General features: G+C 46.4%; 21 protein-coding genes. 11 read left to right on the top strand and 10 right to left on the bottom strand.

All coding sequences use genetic code 11. The features are described 5' to 3' along the window. The first annotated feature begins 78 nt into the window (after positions 1–78). Genes rpsM through rplQ form a run of 5 tightly spaced genes read left to right on the top strand, consistent with a single transcriptional unit; the run spans position 79 to position 2922 of the window. Entirely contained in the window at positions 79–435 is a 357-nt protein-coding gene (gene rpsM, locus AACQ75_RS13585; RefSeq protein WP_010318779.1) for a 30S ribosomal protein S13, read from the top strand. Between the two features lie 20 nt (positions 436–455). Next, complete coding sequence (rpsK, locus tag AACQ75_RS13580; RefSeq protein ID WP_001118870.1) at positions 456–845, top strand: 30S ribosomal protein S11; 390 nt, start codon at positions 456–458, stop codon at positions 843–845. 27 nt (positions 846–872) lie between these two features. Next, positions 873–1493, top strand: coding sequence for a 30S ribosomal protein S4 (gene rpsD, locus AACQ75_RS13575; RefSeq protein WP_013855928.1), 621 nt, complete (start codon positions 873–875; stop codon positions 1491–1493). 23 nt (positions 1494–1516) lie between these two features. Then, positions 1517–2509 (top strand): DNA-directed RNA polymerase subunit alpha, encoded by a 993-nt coding sequence (locus tag AACQ75_RS13570; protein ID WP_010318781.1) that lies wholly within the window; start codon positions 1517–1519, stop codon positions 2507–2509. 26 nt (positions 2510–2535) lie between these two features. Continuing rightward, positions 2536–2922: a 50S ribosomal protein L17 gene (rplQ, locus tag AACQ75_RS13565; protein WP_170888836.1), complete on the top strand. Its 387-nt coding sequence runs from the start codon at positions 2536–2538 to the stop codon at positions 2920–2922. Between the two features lie 180 nt (positions 2923–3102). Here rplQ and AACQ75_RS13560 read toward each other — a convergent pair whose 3' ends face one another. Next, positions 3103–3723 carry an FKBP-type peptidyl-prolyl cis-trans isomerase gene (locus AACQ75_RS13560; protein WP_010318783.1) on the bottom strand — a complete coding sequence of 207 codons (621 nt, stop codon included), beginning with the start codon at positions 3721–3723 and terminating at the stop codon, positions 3103–3105. Positions 3724–3958: 235 nt separating this feature from the next. On the opposite strand from AACQ75_RS13560, the gene AACQ75_RS13555 reads away from it, so the two are divergent. Beyond that, the gene (locus AACQ75_RS13555; protein WP_026027801.1) at positions 3959–4522 is read left to right on the top strand and encodes a LysM-like peptidoglycan-binding domain-containing protein; all 564 of its coding nucleotides are present in this window, start codon (positions 3959–3961) and stop codon (positions 4520–4522) included. Positions 4523–4545: 23 nt separating this feature from the next. On the opposite strand, the gene AACQ75_RS13550 is transcribed toward AACQ75_RS13555, so the two are convergent. Continuing rightward, the gene (locus AACQ75_RS13550; RefSeq protein WP_170888835.1) at positions 4546–4998 is read right to left on the bottom strand and encodes a GNAT family N-acetyltransferase; all 453 of its coding nucleotides are present in this window, start codon (positions 4996–4998) and stop codon (positions 4546–4548) included. 177 nt (positions 4999–5175) lie between these two features. Here AACQ75_RS13550 and dbpA point away from each other — a divergent pair, with 177 nt between their 5' ends. Beyond that, a complete protein-coding gene (gene dbpA, locus AACQ75_RS13545) occupies positions 5176–6561 on the top strand; it encodes an ATP-dependent RNA helicase DbpA (protein WP_088729171.1) in 1386 nt (461 codons plus the stop codon). A gap of 50 nt (positions 6562–6611) precedes the next feature. Here dbpA and AACQ75_RS13540 read toward each other — a convergent pair whose 3' ends face one another. The 8 genes from AACQ75_RS13540 to cpdB all read right to left on the bottom strand — a co-directional run bounded on the left by AACQ75_RS13540 (position 6612) and on the right by cpdB (position 14647). After that, positions 6612–8381, bottom strand: coding sequence for a lysophospholipid acyltransferase family protein (locus AACQ75_RS13540; protein WP_170888834.1), 1770 nt, complete (start codon positions 8379–8381; stop codon positions 6612–6614). Between the two features lie 4 nt (positions 8382–8385). Continuing rightward, positions 8386–8838, bottom strand: a complete 453-nt coding sequence (locus AACQ75_RS13535; RefSeq protein ID WP_094146937.1) for a hypothetical protein — start codon at positions 8836–8838, stop codon at positions 8386–8388. Positions 8839–8848: 10 nt separating this feature from the next. Then, on the bottom strand, positions 8849–9286 hold the full coding sequence (locus tag AACQ75_RS13530) for a YHS domain-containing (seleno)protein (RefSeq protein ID WP_170888833.1): 438 nt from the start codon (positions 9284–9286) through the stop codon (positions 8849–8851). Positions 9287–9296: 10 nt separating this feature from the next. Then, positions 9297–10064: an NRDE family protein gene (locus AACQ75_RS13525; protein WP_170888832.1), complete on the bottom strand. Its 768-nt coding sequence runs from the start codon at positions 10062–10064 to the stop codon at positions 9297–9299. Between the two features lies 1 nt (position 10065). Continuing rightward, a complete protein-coding gene (locus tag AACQ75_RS13520; protein WP_094124065.1) occupies positions 10066–10614 on the bottom strand; it encodes a hypothetical protein in 549 nt (182 codons plus the stop codon). Positions 10615–10648: 34 nt separating this feature from the next. Then, positions 10649–11782: a D-alanine--D-alanine ligase gene (locus tag AACQ75_RS13515; RefSeq protein ID WP_170888831.1), complete on the bottom strand. Its 1134-nt coding sequence runs from the start codon at positions 11780–11782 to the stop codon at positions 10649–10651. Continuing rightward, positions 11779–12366 carry a DedA family protein gene (locus tag AACQ75_RS13510; protein WP_170888830.1) on the bottom strand — a complete coding sequence of 196 codons (588 nt, stop codon included), beginning with the start codon at positions 12364–12366 and terminating at the stop codon, positions 11779–11781. Before AACQ75_RS13510 ends, AACQ75_RS13515 begins: the two co-directional genes overlap by 4 nt. A 319-nt stretch (positions 12367–12685) precedes the next feature. After that, positions 12686–14647: a 2',3'-cyclic-nucleotide 2'-phosphodiesterase gene (gene cpdB, locus AACQ75_RS13505; protein ID WP_013855940.1), complete on the bottom strand. Its 1962-nt coding sequence runs from the start codon at positions 14645–14647 to the stop codon at positions 12686–12688. Positions 14648–14936: 289 nt separating this feature from the next. Between cpdB and cobA the strand changes: the two genes are divergently transcribed. The 4 genes from cobA (at position 14937) to cysC (ending at position 18959) form a co-directional block, all read left to right on the top strand. Then, complete coding sequence (gene cobA / locus AACQ75_RS13500) at positions 14937–15815, top strand: uroporphyrinogen-III C-methyltransferase (protein WP_094133341.1); 879 nt, start codon at positions 14937–14939, stop codon at positions 15813–15815. Between the two features lie 91 nt (positions 15816–15906). Then, positions 15907–16815: a sulfate adenylyltransferase subunit CysD gene (cysD, locus tag AACQ75_RS13495; RefSeq protein WP_249339359.1), complete on the top strand. Its 909-nt coding sequence runs from the start codon at positions 15907–15909 to the stop codon at positions 16813–16815. A gap of 17 nt (positions 16816–16832) precedes the next feature. Further along, positions 16833–18263, top strand: coding sequence for a sulfate adenylyltransferase subunit CysN (gene cysN, locus AACQ75_RS13490; protein ID WP_170888828.1), 1431 nt, complete (start codon positions 16833–16835; stop codon positions 18261–18263). Between the two features lie 78 nt (positions 18264–18341). Further along, positions 18342–18959: an adenylyl-sulfate kinase gene (cysC, locus tag AACQ75_RS13485; RefSeq protein WP_047690501.1), complete on the top strand. Its 618-nt coding sequence runs from the start codon at positions 18342–18344 to the stop codon at positions 18957–18959. The last annotated feature ends 27 nt before the right edge of the window (positions 18960–18986 follow it).

The following is an 18986-nucleotide window of genomic DNA, read 5'->3' as shown; positions in this document are numbered from 1 at the left end:
AAAGAAGTAGTATGCCGCAGCGTATCCTCGACGGGCTTTGCTGCGGATAATTTCTTATATAAGTACTAGGAGTGAATAGTGGCCCGTATAGCAGGCATTAACATTCCTGATCAGAAGCATGCTGTAATTGCATTAACTGCAATCTACGGCATCGGCAAGACCCGTTCGAAAGCTATCTTAGCTGATTTGGGTATTGCTGAAAGTGTTAAGATCAGTGAACTAACTGAAGAGCAGATCGATCTACTGCGTGATGGTGTAGCTAAATACACTGTAGAGGGTGATCTTCGTCGTGAAGTTTCCATGAACATCAAGCGTCTTATGGACCTTGGCTGTTACCGTGGTCTTCGTCATCGTCGCAGTCTACCACTACGTGGACAGCGTACTAAAACCAACGCTCGTACCCGTAAGGGTCCGCGTAAACCGATCAAGAAATAGTCGGAAGGGTATAGAGTACAATGGCAAAACAACCAACTCGCGCACGTAAGCGTGTACGCAAGCAAGTTGCTGATGGCGTAGCGCACATCCATGCATCTTTCAATAACACAATCGTAACTATCACAGACCGTCAAGGTAATGCTCTAGCTTGGGCAACTGCTGGTGGTTCTGGTTTCCGCGGTTCTCGTAAGTCTACTCCGTTCGCTGCACAGGTTGCTGCTGAGCGTTGTGCTGAAATGGCTAAAGAATACGGCCTTAAGAACCTAGAGGTTATGGTTAAGGGTCCAGGTCCAGGTCGTGAATCAACTGTTCGCGCACTGAACGCTGCTGGTTTCCGTATCACTAACATTGTTGATGCGACACCAATCCCTCATAACGGTTGTCGTCCACCTAAGAAACGCCGCGTATAACGTTTCTAGGAAGATTGGAGAAAGATCATGGCAAGATATTTGGGTCCTAAGCTGAAGCTTAGCCGCCGCGAAGGTACTGACTTGTTCCTTAAGTCAGGCATTCGTGCGATTGATACCAAGTGTAAAATTGACAACGCACCAGGTGTACACGGCGCTCGTCGCGGTCGTCTATCTGAGTACGGTGTTCAGCTTCGTGAGAAGCAAAAAGTTCGTCGTATTTATGGCGTTCTAGAAAAACAATTCCGTAACTACTACAAAGAAGCTGCACGTCTTAAAGGCAATACTGGTGAAAACCTACTTCAGCTTCTTGAAGGTCGTCTTGATAACGTAGTTTACCGCATGGGCTTTGGCGCTACTCGCGCAGAAGCACGTCAGCTAGTAAGCCACAAAGCTATCCTAGTTAACGGTAAAGTTGTAAACGTTCCTTCTTTCAATGTTGCGGTTAACGACGTTGTTGCAATCCGTGAGAAAGCTAAAAAGCAATCTCGCATTAAAGCAGCTCTAGAAGTTGCTGAACAACGCGAAAAACCAACTTGGATTGAAGTAGATGGCGGCCAAATGGAAGGTACATTCAAGCGTATGCCTGAGCGTTCTGACCTGTCAGCTGACATCAACGAACAATTGATCGTCGAGCTTTACTCTAAGTAAGGTTAAACTAAAGAGAGGACACAATGCAGGGTTCTGTAACAGAATTTCTTAAGCCACGTCTTGTTGATATCGAACAGATTAGCACGACACACGCAAAAGTAACTCTTGAGCCGTTAGAGCGTGGTTTCGGCCATACTCTGGGTAATGCACTTCGCCGTATTCTTCTATCTTCAATGCCAGGTTGTGCTGTAACTGAAGTGGAGATTGAAGGCGTACTACACGAGTACAGCACCAAAGAAGGCATTCAAGAAGATATCCTTGAGATCCTTCTGAACCTAAAAGGTTTGGCTGTTCGCGTTGCCGAAGGCAAAGATGAAGTGTTCATTACGCTGAACAAATCAGGCTCGGGCCCTGTTGTTGCAGGTGACATCACCCATGATGGTGATGTAGAGATCACTAACCCTGAGCACGTGATTTGTCATCTAACGGATGACAACGCTGAGATCGCTATGCGTATCAAAGTAGAACGTGGTCGTGGTTATGTTCCAGCTTCAGCTCGTATCCATACTGAAGAAGATGAGCGTCCAATCGGTCGTCTACTTGTAGATGCTACTTACAGCCCAGTAGACAAAATTGCCTACTCTGTGGAAGCCGCTCGCGTAGAACAACGTACTGATTTAGATAAGCTCGTTATCGATATGGAAACGAACGGTACTCTAGAACCTGAGGAAGCAATCCGTCGTGCAGCAACTATTCTTGCTGAACAATTGGATGCGTTCGTAGATCTTCGTGATGTACGTGTACCTGAGGAGAAGGAAGAGAAGCCAGAATTCGATCCAATCCTACTGCGTCCTGTAGACGATCTTGAACTAACAGTTCGCTCTGCTAACTGTTTGAAAGCAGAAGCGATTCACTACATCGGTGATCTAGTACAGCGCACTGAGGTTGAGCTACTTAAAACGCCAAACCTTGGTAAGAAATCTCTTACAGAGATTAAAGACGTGCTTGCATCACGTGGTCTATCTTTGGGCATGCGCCTAGAGAACTGGCCGCCAGCGTCTATCGCTGAAGATTAATCGATACTAGTTAGAAGGATTAGGTCATGCGCCATCGTAAGAGTGGTCGTCAACTCAACCGCAACAGCAGTCATCGCAAAGCGATGTTCAGCAACATGGCTAGCTCTCTAGTACGTCATGAAGTTATCAAGACTACTTTGCCAAAAGCAAAAGAGCTACGTCGCGTCGTTGAGCCTTTGATTACACTAGCTAAGACTGACAGTGTTGCAAACCGTCGTCTAGCATTTGCTCGCACTCGTGATAACGAAGTTGTGGCAAAACTATTTAACGAACTAGGTCCACGTTTTGCAGCTCGCCAAGGCGGCTACACACGTATCCTAAAGTGCGGTTTCCGTACTGGTGATAAAGCTCCAATGGCATACATTGAGCTTGTCGATCGCCCAGACGTAGCTGTAGAAGCTGCTGCTGAGTAATCAGTTCGTATAATTAAAAAAGCCGAGTAGTAATACTCGGCTTTTTTGTATGCGTAGATTTTATCTTTGAACACGGGCTAACCAGATAAGTATGCGTAGTGTCGTTTTTGATAGATGCTAAGTAAGAAATACTAATAAAAAAAGGTCAGCGAATGCCAACCTTCTCACTATCAATTCTATTTATAGAATATCGAGTAGCTCTACTTCAAATACTAGAGCTGCAAAAGGAGGAATTGCAGCGCCAGCGCCACGCTCACCATAGGCAAGATCTTGTGGAATATAGAGTTTCCATTTTGAACCCACAGGCATCAGTTGTAGTGCTTCTACCCAACCTTTGATTACACCTGTTACTGGGAATTCAGCTGGTTGACCGCGAGATACAGAGCTATCAAATACTGTACCATCAGTCAATTCACCGTGGTAATGAACACGTACTTGCTTGTCAGATGTCGGGATATCCCCCGTACCTTCTGTAAGAATTTCGTACTGTAGACCAGATTCAAGCACGGTCACTTCAGGGCGTAGTGCGTTATCTGTTAAGAATACTTCACCGTCGGCGGCGGCTGCTTTGGCAGCTTCTTGGCGTAGAGATTCTGCACGCATGTGCAACTCTTGCAGTGCATTATTGATTTCATCAATTTCAATTGATGGCATGTCGCCTACTAATGCGGTTGCGATACCTGCGGCGATGGCGTCAACGTTAAGTCCTTCTAGACCACTACCCGCAAGTTGTTGGCCCATTTGTAGACCGATACCGTAGCTTGCTTTTTGCTCTACAGTGTCAAATTTTACTTCAGACATAAACAGTCACTCTTTTTATGTAAATAAACAAGTGCCAAAGGATATCAGTTTCAAGCATGGGATGAAATGCTAATGGGAAATATCCAATATTGAACCTTCAGGTTGTGACAAATCGCAGATCCCAAAGAAAAATGTTCAAGATTGTGTCAACGTTTACGTTATCGCCACCTTGGCTCTATACTGATCCCTCTTGAGTTTTTATACTGTAGCTCGACAGAAAAGGAGACGGGTTAAGATGAATCGTCGTCACAAGAAGAAACCGCAAACTGATTATTTAGCGTTTATCCAACAGAAGTGGCATGCATTCGATTGGCGTGGCCTTATTTTACGTGTTCGCACAGTTTGGCTGGCGCTGCCTAAGCTTCACCAGCGCGCTTTATTAGCGATCGTTCCAGTAGTGTGTTTGCTCATTATTATTCCTTTTCCTGAGCGAACAGAGCAGGCCGCTCTACCGAAAAGTAGTGAGCGTGTGGAAATCAGCATTAATACGGTTGGGTTGAGTGAACAAAAAACGCCTCAACAAACCGATCGTAAATCTGAGTTCTGGCGAGAGTACACGGTTAAAAACGGGGACACTTTGTCGCAGGTTTTTCGGGCAAATGATTTACCGATGTCTGATCTTAATGCCTTAGTCAAAATTGAAGGCAGTGACAAACCGCTCAGCCAAATTACCCAAGGCCAATTAGTTCGCTTTAAACTCGCGGCTGATGGGCAACTCGATATCCTGCAACTTGAGAAAAACGATCAATCAGTGATGTTTTTCAGGCGCTCAGATGGCGGATTTGGCCGTAGTAAATAACACGCTTTGATCAAGGGGGTTATTTACTTGCTGTGCTGCATGTCGATATGCGGGATATCATCTTCTAGATACATCGCCGACGTTTGTTGAAAACCATAACTTTGATAGAAGCTAGCAAGATAGTGCTGTGCACCAATTTCAATATCTTGATTGGGCCACAGCTTCTGGCATTCGGCTAATGCTTGCTGCATTAATTGGTGTCCAAGGCCATTTCCTCTCGCTTCTTTTTGGGTTGCAATGCGACCAATGCTGACACTTGGGTAGCTAATCCCCGCAGGGAGTAAGCGCGCGCAGGCAACAATCTGCTGATCCTGTTCACCAATTAAATGAAAAACACCTGGCTGAATATCTTTATTATCCAATTCAGGGTAAGGACAGGTTTGTTCGACCACAAAGACATCGACGCGCAGTTTAAGTAGCGCATAAAGTTGATGAGTGGTTAATTGTGAGAATGAAAGACAGTGCCAAGTAATCATCGTAGTGCCCCTTTAAAAATGGATGTCGTTACTCTATCAAGCTTAAGTGCATGATTCATTAACAAAGGTTAAGAGTGAGCTACAAACTTGATGAATGATAAATAAAGATTCACTAGCCACACGAGGTTAAATAACGATAATAGGCGTTTAATTTTCGTCTAACGAAAGGACGGTCTCTTGAGTAATCTCTCTTTTTCAACGGTAAATCTACAACCAGAACTTCTTTCTAACCTCGATACTTTGGGATACACCAAGATGACGCCGATTCAGGCGTTAAGCTTGCCAACCATTTTGGCGGGTAAGGATGTGATTGGCCAAGGAAAAACAGGCTCAGGAAAAACAGCAGCGTTTGGTTTAGGCGTATTATCTAACCTCAACGTTAAGCGTTTTCGCGTTCAAGCTTTGGTGCTATGCCCAACGCGGGAGTTAGCCGATCAAGTCGCAACGGATATTCGCACACTCGGCCGCGCCATTCATAATATAAAAGTGCTCACCTTGTGTGGCGGCATGCCAATGGGGCCACAAATTGGTTCGTTAGAGCACGGTGCACATATTTTGGTTGGTACTCCGGGGCGTATTCTTGACCATTTAGACAAAGGTCGTATTGATCTTTCTGAACTCAATACGTTAGTGCTTGATGAAGCGGACCGAATGCTCGAGATGGGTTTCCAAGAAGCGTTGGATGCGATCATCAATGAAACGCCAACCAGCCGCCAAACATTGCTGTTTAGTGCTACGTTCCCCAATCAAATCAAAGAAATTGCGCAGCGGATTATGCGTGAGCCTGAAATGGTCAAAGTTGAATCCACCCATGATACGTCGAGCATTCAGCAATATTTTTATAAAGTAGAGGGTACAGAGGCGCGTGATCGCGCGTTAGAACTACTGCTTTTACACCATCAGCCTGAATCTGCCGTGGTGTTCTGTAATACAAAGAAAGAAGTACAAAGTGTTGCTGAAGATCTACATCACAAGGGCTTTAGTGTGGTGGAACTACATGGTGATTTAGAGCAGCGTGACCGTGACCAAGCTTTGGTGCAGTTTGCTAATAAAAGTATCTCCATTTTAGTTGCAACCGATGTTGCGGCACGTGGCCTTGATGTCGATAACTTAGATGCAGTATTTAACTTTGAGTTATCACGTGATCCTGAAGTGCACGTGCACCGCATTGGGCGTACTGGCCGAGCGGGCAGTAAAGGTTTAGCTTTTAGCTTCTTCAGTGACAGTGAAATGCACCGAGTGGCGATGATTGATGAATATATGGATATGCCCATCGAACCCGCTAAATTGCCTGATGCCAGTGCGCTAAACAACGCGCCTTATCAAGCCAATATGGTCACTATCCAGATTGATGGCGGTAAAAAGCAGAAAGTTCGCCCGGGGGATATTCTAGGGGCGTTGACCAGTAACGACGGTATTGACGGTCAATATGTCGGTAAAATTAACATGTTACCGATGCGCAGCTACGTTGCAGTCCATAAATCGGTGGCGAAAAAAGCACTGAAGAAAATGGAAAGCGGTAAGATGAAAGGACGCCAATTTAGAGCACGCCTTCTAAAATAAGCCCCTTCATTTAGAATTAAAGCCAGCGAATAACTCGCTGGCTTTTGCGTTTATGAGGGCTTTGAACTGACGGGTGTCGAATCCAAATAAGCGCTGGCTTGCTCCTTACCCATGTATTTTGCCAGTGTATGCAGCGGAACTTGTTTCAAGTTCACCACAATTAAGCCATCTAACGCATTGTTAAACGCGGGGTCGACATTAAAACAGACGAGCTTGCCATTCATCCCTAAATATTGGCGCAGCAATACAGGAAGGCCCTTGCCATTTTCCATTTTTGCTAACACTTTCGACAGCAGAGAAATGCTTGCCAAAGAGGAGAGCAAGTTGGTTTGCCAAAATGTGTTCCCATTGCTCCGTAGTGGAGTGGAAGGTGAAACCAAGGTTGCCTTTTCATGATCATAATGATGAATAGAGAGTGTTGCGGCCATTAATTGTCGCGCGGTGTGGCTGTAATCGTTGCTAATGCTTACTGGGCCAAACAAGTGCGTGTATTGTGGATGACGCGCGACAAACGCAGCAATACCTTTCCACAGCATTAACAGTGAGTTGAGGTTGCGCTGGTATTTCGAGGAAACCACCGAGCGACCTAGCTCAATACTGGTATCGAGTGTGTTGATGAAGGCTTCATCGTACTGAAATAAGCTACGGGAATAGAGCCCTGCTAACCCTTGCTTCGCTATCAGTTCATCCACTAACCCCAATCGATAAGCTCCAACAATTTGACGGTCTTTCTTGTGCCAAACAAAGAGTTGGTAGTAATGACGATCATACTCATCAAGATCACAAGCTAAGCCGCTTCCTTCACCTACGGCGCGAAAACTCTCTTCACGAATTCGACCAATCTCTTGCAGTATGTGGGGTAACTGCTCGCTTGCGGCGCAATAGACAATCCAATCACCTTGCTCTAAGAGCTTGCTTTCGCTTGGCAGCGCGGCGAGATCTTGCTCAAGCTTCTCTACAATAAGCGCATCAATAATAGGAAGGGGCGATGTCACTAACTCTGGTGAGGATGGCGTTGCAGTGGGTGCTGCACTCATTAAATAGGTATTGAGACGCAGATAATGAACAATGTCTCGTTCCTGTTCAAATGCTTTCACTTCAGAATAGGGGATGGGATTGCCGATGGAAATTTCAATGTTGTGCGCCTGCTTATTCAGTAGCTCGCGGCCGAGCAATGCCGTTCGCAGTAGTGGATGAATTCGCCCCGCTTGATAAAACAGAGTGCTATTTTTACCATTAATAAAGATTGGGACGGTGGTGGCTTGGGCGCGTTTAACAAATTTGGCGACAGATTGACTCCATTCGATATCCGACAGTGTTTGCGATCCTTTGGGGTAAGTAGATACCTCACCAGCAGGGAAGATAATCAATAAGCCACCTTGAGCCAAATGAAGATTCGCATCTCGAATAGCTTGCGCATTGGTGCTGCGAGCACTTTTGCTATTGAACACATCGACACCGATAAAGAGTTCACTAATTTCAGGCAGGCGCTTTAGCAACTGATTCGCCAGCACTTTAATATCGGTGCGTACTGAACCAATTAAATCGGCTAATATCACCCCTTCAATTGCGCCCAGCGGGTGGTTAGCGACGATCACCACTGGGCCTGTTTGTGGAATGTTATCGATGCTGCCCAAAGCAAGGCGATATTCGATATTGAGTGCCGCTAGCGTGTAGCGCATAAACTCAAAGCAAGAGGGTTTGGCAGGACGCTGCTGATACAGTTTATCCAGTGTTGCAAGCCCAGAGGCCCATTCAACAATCGATTCTGCGACGCCAAATGGAGTGTGTCGTGGTAAACGAAAAGGACTGGCTAGCATATAATTACACTCCTTTATTCAGCCACTGGTGCAATAAACCATCACCGTTTTTGAGATCACGCCGTACCAAAAAAGCCGCACACAACCAAACAAGACAAGCCATCGCAAATAGCAGGCCGCTATCATTGCCGACCACTTCTCCTACCTGGTTAAACTCTGGCATCACAATGCCAAGAGGCGTAAATAAATGAAAGAAAATCGCACCACTCATAATGCCGACGCTCATCAGTGCACCAAGGCCATGCCAGCGGCTAAACAGCAAAATAGAGGCTATCAGTTCAGCCGTTCCGATTAAATACCCGCCATACACAGCAAACCAACCGAGGCCAGACCACGCACCTAAGGTGCCAAAAATATAGTTGGTTTCGTAAGAGCCGGAAAACTTAAAGACAAGCGATTGAATAAAAACAAACGCAATCAAGATTGAGGGGAGATGCTGGCTAGCTTTAAACGTCATGGTGTAGCTCCTACTTAATTAAATTGGGCCAATTTTTATCGGCTTGTTGGATGTGCACCGCTTGGTTGGCATCCCATAATGTTTTGATCTTTTTGTCGTAATTGAGATAGAGCTTGCCGTCGACAATCGCCCATTGATTGGGATCTCCCGGAGCAAAATCATTCTTTTCAGAGACGGCCCAAGCGCAGTAGCCGCCATATTGCGGCGCATATTGGTTAGGGTTATTCAGAAACAGTTCAAGGTTCTCTTTTGAAGAAAAATACCACTGCGCATTTTTATAAAGGGTCGAAAAATCGGAGGAGCCTTTTATCGGCTCTCCTTCGGTGAAGTAGGCGACGGTGTCATAGCCACTCAGCGCTTTATTGCTCAGAAAGCTGGTGTAAATTTCATCCTCAGCGAGGCTCACGTTGCTGACAAACAGCAGTAATAGTCCTAGTAAACGTTTCATTGTTGATTCCTCATAAATTGGCGACCCAAGGAGTGGTTTTGTCGATCTCATCGCGCTGCTGGTGGAGTGATGTCTCACTGAGCTGTAAGCAAGGTGAACCTGAGATATAGGTCATATACTGCTGCTGTTGTGTGACGCGTAAATAGGTAAAGCTAACGGTGTGCGCATCTTGACGATGCATACAGGGTGCCCAATGTGGATGGGCGACATGGTGGTGGGCGTGAAACTTTAGGCGCTGTTGCACACTATCTTCCTCGGCGATTAAAGCTTGATAGAGCTGCGAGCGGTAGTGTTGCACCTGTTCTAAATCGACACTGGATGAAAATAGAGGCGATTGCGTCACCGCGATTTGGCTCTGTTCACCATTCCACGCCAGAGCCATTACATTGCCTTGTACATCAGTTAAATCAGGGTCGAAAGCAAGCAAAGTGAATGGTGCAAATCGCTGAAGATTAAGCTGTGTAAACGCTTGGATAACCTTCTCGACACTGACTTGACTGGATAAATGCTTAAGCAATTGACCGCGGCTCACTAAGCGTTCGGCATCGGCTCCTTGGGGGATTTTACCTTGGTAATTATTGAGCAAGCACAAAGCCAAACCGCATTCATTAAGGCTGATCCAACTGCCTCCACCGGCAGGATCAATCGGCATCAACACTTCAACACCAGCTTGCGTGTATTGTTTAGGCGGCAACGCTAATGGGCGGTTTTTTTGTTCATCACGGTTAAAAAACAGATGATAGCCGTGTTTGTCGAGTAACCAAGAAACTGAGCACATGTTATTGCCCCCGAATGAAGGAGGCCGTGGCTGGCGCTAAGCCGAAAGCGGCATCGGTTTCTACATGCAGCAAATGAGCGACCACTTTAGCCATCGCAAAATGGTGCTGTGCATGCAAAGTGGCGAAGCTTAACTCTCGCTCCCATGTTGATGAGAGAGAGCACACTTGCGTTTCCTGCAATGAGGTTTCAACAAGTACCGTAACGGATTTTTGGAGTGAGGCCGAGCACTGCGTTAGCCATTGAATTAAATACTCAATTTCGGCCAAGGCCGCAGCGCGGGACGTCTCAACGAGGTGGCCCCGGCGGCGTTGGTTGTAATCAATAGTGCTAGTTGAGTTAGCCAGCGCATGAAACAGATCCAACCAATGACGAAAATGTTGCCCCACTGAACTGGCGACAATTGGCGTGGCTAAGTGGGTGTAGTGCCTATCTTCTAACTGTTCGAGAAATAGGTGCGCTTGTTCCAGTGTTTCAATGCCGCCTTGGATCACGGGGGAATGATTAGGCTGCGATGCGCTTTGTTGTGAACTTGTGGTGATTGCAAACATATTTCTATCCCTATGATTGTTCTTATGGATAAGGTTAATCCGTGCTTGGGTAGTGTTCGGTTAAGGCTTTTTCTTTGCGCCAAGCGTTCAGCAGTTCAGCCATTTTGGGTGTTTGATGGCCTAACTTTCGCTGCTGCGCGCCAATGTCGAATAAGATTCGGTACTGCCTAAGTAAGGTTGAGAAGATCTCACGCAGCGGTGTTTCTCTATCCCAAATATGAGCGGCTTCACTGCTTGCGCCATTGATTTCCAAAATCGTGAACTGTTCTCCAGCCATCAATTGGTGAATATTGGCAAACTTGATATCGAGCCGCCCATAATGAAACCCGTCAACATTGTTAAAAATCTCATCCAGCTTGTTGGTGAGAGCGCGAGTAATGTAACGGTTACCATTGCGGAAAATCGATCCGCGACTATGGCTGCCCGCAAAGGCGAGTTGAAACTCCTGCCCTGCTTCAAGAACCTGATCGAGCTTCTCAAGGTGGCGAGGAAAATAGAGATGAGGGAGTTGCCCTGCGCGTGGGCAGCGTTCAATTAACTGCTTTAAAGTGTGAATGCCATCCCCAGTGACAAACGGGGCATACTTAAGTGTGATGGAAATAATGTTGCCTTGAGCCTCACCGGGATAGCGCACATAAAATACGCCAGCTTCAGCCTGATACGGCGCTTTTTGTTGCAGTAAAAAACGGGCATTAATCGGAAATGATTGAATGTAGTCACTCAGTTGTTGTTCATTTTGCAGCAGTTTGACGCCAACGCCGCGGCAGCCTAAATCTGGTTTAGCGACAAGAGGGAAATCCAACGATGCTTGTTGCATTGCAGACAAAGCCTGCGCCGTTTGCTGATCCAAAGTCTGATGGCTTTTCGTTCGGGTGATAAAGGGCGATATCCACTGCTGAGCGTATTCACCGGCTAGATTAAGAATGTCGTGTTTTGACTCTCCAACCATGCCGCTGAGCTTGATGCCGGGGTTTGCAATTAAAGGTAAGCCCCAGTTGCCATAACGCAGCCCTTGCAGCAGGCTTTGAATCACCACAGGAGTGTAGAAAAACCAACTGGGCAGAAATTCATAAGGAGAAATGCTGCGTTGGGTGTCTTGCTCTAAAAGCGGCATACCCGCGTTGATTTTGCCATGTGCAATGCAAGGCATTTCTAATTTGGCGTTCATGACAATCCTTTAGAAAATGATTTGTTGAGAAGACGATTGGTGAGCATTAATAGTCCAACCGCGATAGGAATAATGATCCATTGATAAGGAGAGGACTGTTGCCAAACCTGACTCCCTAGGTAATAAAGCGTTGAAAAAACGATCAGTGTCCACAGTGCTGTGGCCGTCAGTACGGAGCACAGAAATAGCGCCAACGGAATAGAAAAAAAGCCGCTCAAAGTAAAACCCACCGTTCTTAGGCCGGGGACAAAGCGAATAATAAACAGATTTAAAAAAGTATGATGGTGCAGCTTGCGACGGACGGTTCGAAAATGTTTATTGGTCAGCGCTTGATAACGAAGCGGACGAACGCGTTGTGCCACTTGGCCTAAGTAATACAAACCGAGATCGCCACTAACAATGCCGACAAAAATAGCCAACAACGCCAAGCCAGGTGGCATGAGATTTTGCAAAGCCAGTGTGGCGGCGGTGACAATAGCGACATCCTCTAACAAATAGGAAAGCAAAATTACGCCGATGAATAGTAAAGTCAGTGAATGACTTTCGGCTGTTAGAAAGGTTTGAATGTCGATAGCAAGCGCCACACTTCCTCCTTAGCAAATTATGATCAAGTATAGAATAAGGCGCTGATTGCGCTTTTATTCTCATTACGAGGACAAAGACCTGCCAAAGAATAGAAAAATTGCATATTTGATGATTTTTTATAATTAAATTTAATCAAACTAATGTTTGAAAATTAAACAGAGGTTGTAACGAACCTTAAATGAAGCGTGGATAGTCAAGAACCATCAAGATCAGAGTTAGGGTCGCCGAGCGGGAAATAAAAAACGCAGCGAAAGGCTGCGTTTGTGGGGTGAAAGCGCCTTAATTCATTGGCCTCTTTCAATCGATTTGAGTGGGGGGTTATTGGGTAAGGTCAATCCTGTAAACCGCAAAACCAACCTCATCGTTTTCCACCAAAGTCATTGGGTATTGGCCTTTCTCTTTGATGAACTGTGCTGCTTTCTCGCTTGGAGAGGTTTCAAAACGAATATCTAATGCAGTATTGGTTTTAATCGGAGCAAACGACCAGTTGTTATCAGCACTTGGCGTAACTTGACCTTTTTCTTTACTCACGCGCGAAATGTAGTTGGCAACGGCCGTGCGGTTTTCGTCGGGTGAGTCAAAGGCAACAAATTGTGCGCCCGTGCCTGCAAATTTATTACTATAAGCGCGGTAGTTATTGGTGGCGACAATAAAGGTCTGTTTTACATCGATAGGTTTACCTTGATAAGTTAAGCCTACAATGCGCTCAGCATCTTTATGCGCCACTTTACAATCACCATCGTATTTGGCGGGTTGAGTCACATCGATTTGGTAATTCACCCCATCCATCACATCAAAGTTATACGTGCGGAAATCAGCCCAATTGATCAAGGATTGTGGTTGAGTGCTGTGCGGATCAATCTGATTAAACTGCCCCGCGCTGCATTCCAACCACTCCTTCACTTCTTTACCCGTCATTTTCAGCGCGACTAATGTATTAGGGTAAAGATAGAGATCTGCTGCGTTACGAAATGTCAGTTGGCCAGCTTCGACTTCAGTGAAACCGGCAGGATCATCTTTACGGCCACCAACTTTGAAAGGGGCTGCGGCCGATAACACCGGCAAACCATCAAGATCAGGGTCGCCTTGAATAAAGCGTTCCACATAATCTTTTTGTGCAAGGTTAACGATTTGCACGGTTGGGTCATCTTGTACCAAGGCTAAAAAGCTGTACATCACATCATTCGCTTGGCCAATCGGTTGATTCACGAAATCTCGCGTGCCTTTGTGGTCCGACTCTAAGGCTTTCACTATGCCTGTATCGGCTGCTGCCAGTGATTTCTTATTGGCTTTATCGAAGATTGGGCGAGCTTGGGATTGACCATTCACGACTGACCATTGGCCATCTTTGCTTTGCAAAGTCAGATCCATCACACCAACATGGCTACCCCAGCGCCCTGGCATGACAGCGGTTACGCCATTAATGGTGCCTTTAGTTACATCTGCTCCTGGCAGTTTGGCAAAATCTTGGCTAGGGAATACCGCGTGAGAGTGACCAAAAGCAATCGCGTCAATGCCTTCTACTTGGGTGAGGTAGTAAACCGAGTTTTCTGCACCAACGGAATATGGGTTAGCTGAGACACCAGAGTGCGGGATTGCCACGATCACATCGGCACCCTCTTTCTTCATCTGCGGGATCAGCTCCTCGGCTGTTTGCTTGATGTCTTTGGCAAACACTTTGCCATCAAGGTTTTTCTTATCCCACACCATGATTTGTGGTGGGACAAAACCAATGTAACCCACTTTAATTTGGTGCTCTTTGCCATCGGTATCTTTGAACGTGTGCGTTTTAATGAGATAGGGATTGAAGAGGTGTTTGCCCGTTTGTTGGTCATAGACGTTGGCATTGACATAAGGGAATGCGGCGTCGTTAATACTCTCCTTTAAAAAGGACAAACCGTAGTTAAATTCATGGTTACCAATGTTACCCACATCGTAGCCGAGCTGATTCATCGCTTTGTAAACTGGGTGAACCTCACCAACCTTGATGCCTTTGGCGGCCATATAGTCGCCCATTGGGCTACCTTGGAGTAAATCACCGTTATCGACCAAAATGCTGTTTTCGACTTCGCTGCGCGCTTGCTTCACTAACGTCGCCGCACGGGATAAACCAATCTGGTTCGATGGCTTGTCTTTGTAGTAATCGTAATCCATCACATTGGTGTGAATATCGGTCGTTTCGACGATACGCAGTTTAATGGTGTCCGCCATTGCTGGGCCAGCCATTGCTAACATACCGCTCAAAATCGCGATGGAGAGAGGTTTCACTGCCACTTTCATTGTGTACTCCAGTTAGGGGTAGGGAACAAATAACTCGTCTAATGTAACAAAATCTTATGAAACGATGATTTCAATGAATATCAATTTGTGATGTTACGCGTTAACTCACTGGCATTCTGTCGACAAGATCTCATCATTGATTGGCTTTTAATCAGAGAGATAGTCACTTCTTATTCGGAATTATCCATTCCCTTATCAGCTTTTGATATAAAAAATGAAATTTTAGAATTTCAGGTAATATGAAGAGCCCGCCATAATGCATCCATGAATTAAGTTATGGATAACAACAATGAGTACGACGGAAACCATTTCTCAGTTGCCAATCAAAGGGCCGCGCTTAGTTGCGGTCAACAATGATGCTTTGGCAAGTAGCGCTCCATCGTACGTCAAAAGCCAATTGACCTGCGGTGAAGTGGCTTTGATTGGTGCAGGGCCGGGCGACCCAGAACTGCTGACGCTCAAAGCGTTGAGCTTTCTACAACAAGCCGACGTGGTGTTGTACGACTACCTAGTGTCTGATGAAATTATGGCGCTGGTGCCGAGCGATACCATCTTAGTCTGCGTGGGTAAGCGCGCTGGACACCACAGTGTTCCTCAAGAAAAAACCAATCAATTGCTGATCGATTTTGCGCAGCAAGGTTACAAAGTCGTGCGTATTAAAGGCGGCGATCCGTTTATGTTTGGCCGCGGTGGTGAAGAGTTGGAAGTGCTGTTTGATGCGGGGGTGAAATTTCAGGTGATCCCCGGTATTACAGCGGCGGCAGGCGCAACGGCCTATGCGGGTATTCCACTGACTCATCGTGATTATGCGCAATCCGCTTTGTTTGTCACTGGTCACCTTAAAGCGGAAAACGATGACATGGATTGGTCAACACTGGCGCGTGGTAATCAAACCTTAGTCATTTACATGGGCTTGATGAAGTCGAGTTATATCCAGCAGCAGTTAATTGAACATGGACGCCAAGCCAACACACCAATCGCGATTATTGAACGCGGTACTCAGCGTTCACAAAAAGTCTTCAAAGGGCAGCTCAGTGACTTATCACAACTGGCGGCGCGGGCGCAGGCTCCGGCCTTGATTGTGGTGGGCGAAGTGGTGGCGCTGTCGGAAAAACTGCATTGGTTTGGTGAACAACCCGCGCAGCAAAACCAAGTGAATTACGCCTGATTGCAAGGCTAGTCAGTTAGTTCCAACTCAATACTCAAACCAATTTCTCATTGCACAAGGCTCGCAATGCGAGCGAAAAGGAAGCATGCAGATGGATCAACAACGCTTAACCCATTTACAACAGCTCGAAGCCGAAAGTATTCATATTTTACGTGAAGTGGCCGCTGAATTTGATAACCCAGTAATGATGTATTCGATTGGTAAAGACTCTTCGGTGATGCTGCATTTAGCGCGCAAGGCTTTTTATCCGGGGAAAATTCCCTTCCCACTACTGCATGTGGACACCGATTGGAAATTTCGTGAAATGATCGAATTTCGTGATCGTATGGCGCACAAGTATGGTTTTGAGCTTTTGGTACACAAAAACCCAGAAGGGATCTCGATGGGGATCAGCCCTTTTGAGCATGGTTCTTCAAAGCATACCGACATCATGAAAACCCAAGGTTTAAAACAAGCGTTGAACCAATATGGTTTTGATGCCGCTTTTGGTGGTGCGCGTCGTGATGAAGAGAAATCACGCGCGAAAGAGCGTGTTTATTCTTTTCGTGACAAGAACCACACGTGGGATCCGAAGAACCAGCGTCCGGAGCTATGGAAAACCTACAACGGCCAAATCAATAAAGGTGAGAGCATTCGTGTTTTCCCGTTGTCGAACTGGACTGAATTGGATATTTGGCAATACATCTATTTGGAAAACATCGAGATCGTACCGCTGTATTTATCGGACATTCGCCCAGTTGTCGAACGCGATGGGATGCTGATCATGGTTGATGATGAGCGGATGAAGCTGCAACCTGGAGAAGAAGTTCAGAACAAGAGTGTGCGTTTTCGCACGTTAGGTTGTTATCCACTTACTGGCGCAATTGAATCAGAGGCCAATACGCTAACGGGCATCATTGAAGAGATGCTGGTGGCCACTTCCAGTGAACGACAAGGCCGCGCGATCGACCACGATCAATCAGGATCGATGGAATTGAAAAAACGCCAAGGTTATTTCTAAGCCTCTAAGGAAAGATTATGAATAGTGCAGTTCAGGCTCAGCTTTCTGAGATCGGTATTGAAGCTTATCTCACGCAACACCAGCACAAATCGTTACTGAGATTTCTGACTTGTGGCTCAGTTGATGATGGAAAAAGTACCTTGATTGGTCGTTTGCTTCATGACACAAAACAGATTTATGAAGATCAACTGGCCGCCGTCCATTCCGATAGCCAGCGTGTTGGCACGACGGGCGAGCGCCCCGATTTAGCTCTGTTAGTTGATGGCCTGCAAGCGGAACGTGAGCAAGGGATCACCATTGACGTGGCGTATCGCTATTTCTCTACTCAAAAACGCAAATTCATCATTGCCGATACTCCGGGGCATGAGCAGTACACGCGCAATATGGCGACAGGCGCATCCACTTGCGATCTCGCGGTGATTTTGATCGATGCCCGTAAAGGCATTTTGGATCAAACGCGTCGCCACTCATTCATTGCTAATCTGTTAGGTTTGAAGCATTTTGTGGTGGCGGTGAATAAGATGGATCTGGTCGATTACTCACAAGATCGTTTTGAGCAGATCCGTCAAGACTACGTGGAATTTTCAAAGCATCTGCAAGGTGATACTGATATTCAGATCATCCCGCTTTCTGCTCTGGAAGGGGACAACGTGGTCGAAGCAAGCCAACATATGTGTTGGTATCAAGGCCCATCACTGCTGGAGCTGCTTGAAACGGTTGACGTTGATCAGCAAAAAGGAGCCGGTGAGTTTCGTTTTCCAGTGCAGTATGTGAACCGACCTAATCTCGATTTTCGCGGTTTTGCAGGCACGATTGCAGCAGGCAGTATCAGCGTTGGAGATGCAATCACTGCACTTCCGTCTGGAAAAACATCCACCGTGGCACGTATTGTTACTTTCGATGGAGATTTGCCGCAAGCGCAAGCAGGCCAAGCGGTGACGTTAACGCTCAGCGATGAAATTGACATCAGCCGTGGTGATCTTATTGTGCTGCAAGGAGCGCAGGTTGAATCAACTAACCATCTATTAGCCGATGTGGTCTGGATGACAGAACAACCACTCAAAGCCGGGCGTGAATACAACATCAAAATTGCGGGTAAGAAAACCGTCGGTCAGTTGCAAGCGGTGCGTCACCAGTACGATATTAATAATTTATCGACTTATCACAGTGAAGAGTTGCCGCTCAATGGCATTGGCTTGTGTGAATGGTCGCTAACAGAGTCGATCGCGCTGGATAAATACTTAGACAGTGCAAATACTGGTGGTTTTATCATCATCGATCGCCTGACGAATGTGACGGTGGGGGCGGGCTTGGTTCGAGATAGTTTGCAAAACATCGCTCATGCTCAAAGTGTCTATTCTGCGTTTGAAGTTGAATTGAATACCTTGATCCGCAAGCACTTCCCACACTGGGAAGCTAAAGATCTTCGTCAGTTACTCAAGGCTTAACTGTGGTGATTCAGTGGGAGGGATTGCCGCTTACAGCGTCCCTCTATTGGCTAGTTTGAGGCAACAAAGGATTGAGTAATGAGTACGAATTTGGCCAATAAAGATGAAAATGTTGTCTGGCATCAGCATACGGTGGATAAGTCGTTTCGCGCCAACTTAAAACAACAACAGCCAGCAGTATTGTGGTTTACGGGGCTGTCAGGGGCGGGAAAATCAACCATTGCTGGTGCGTTGGAACAGCGTTTAGCTCAACTCGGGTATCACACCTATTTACTCGATGGGGATAATGTACGCCACGGCTTGTGCAGCGACCTTGGGTTCTCAGAGCAAGATCGGCGAGAAAATATTCGCCGTATTGGTGAACTCGCGAAGCTGATGGCCGATGCTGGGTTAATCGTGTTATCAGCATTCATTTCACCGCATCGCGCTGAGCGTCAATTAGTGCGCGATATGCTGCCACAAGGTGAATTCATCGAAGTGTTTGTCAATACCAAGTTGGACGTGTGCGAGCAGCGTGACCCGAAGGGGCTGTATAAAAAAGCGCGCGCTGGTGAAATCAGTAATTTTACGGGCATTGACTCTGAGTATGAGTCGCCGCAAAACCCTGAGATCGATCTTGCGGCTGGCGAAAAAAGCATTGATGAGCTAGTGGAAATTTGCCTAACAGCGCTGCAAGTGCGAGCGATTATCGCCTAATCGCCTAATGTAGAAGAGGGCTCATCA

It is taken from the genome of Vibrio sp. B1-2 (assembly GCF_963888445.1).
Lineage (GTDB): Bacteria > Pseudomonadota > Gammaproteobacteria > Enterobacterales > Vibrionaceae > Vibrio > Vibrio anguillarum.
The sequence above is the reverse complement of the archived record's forward strand: the minus strand, read 5'-3'. Positions and strand labels throughout refer to the sequence as shown.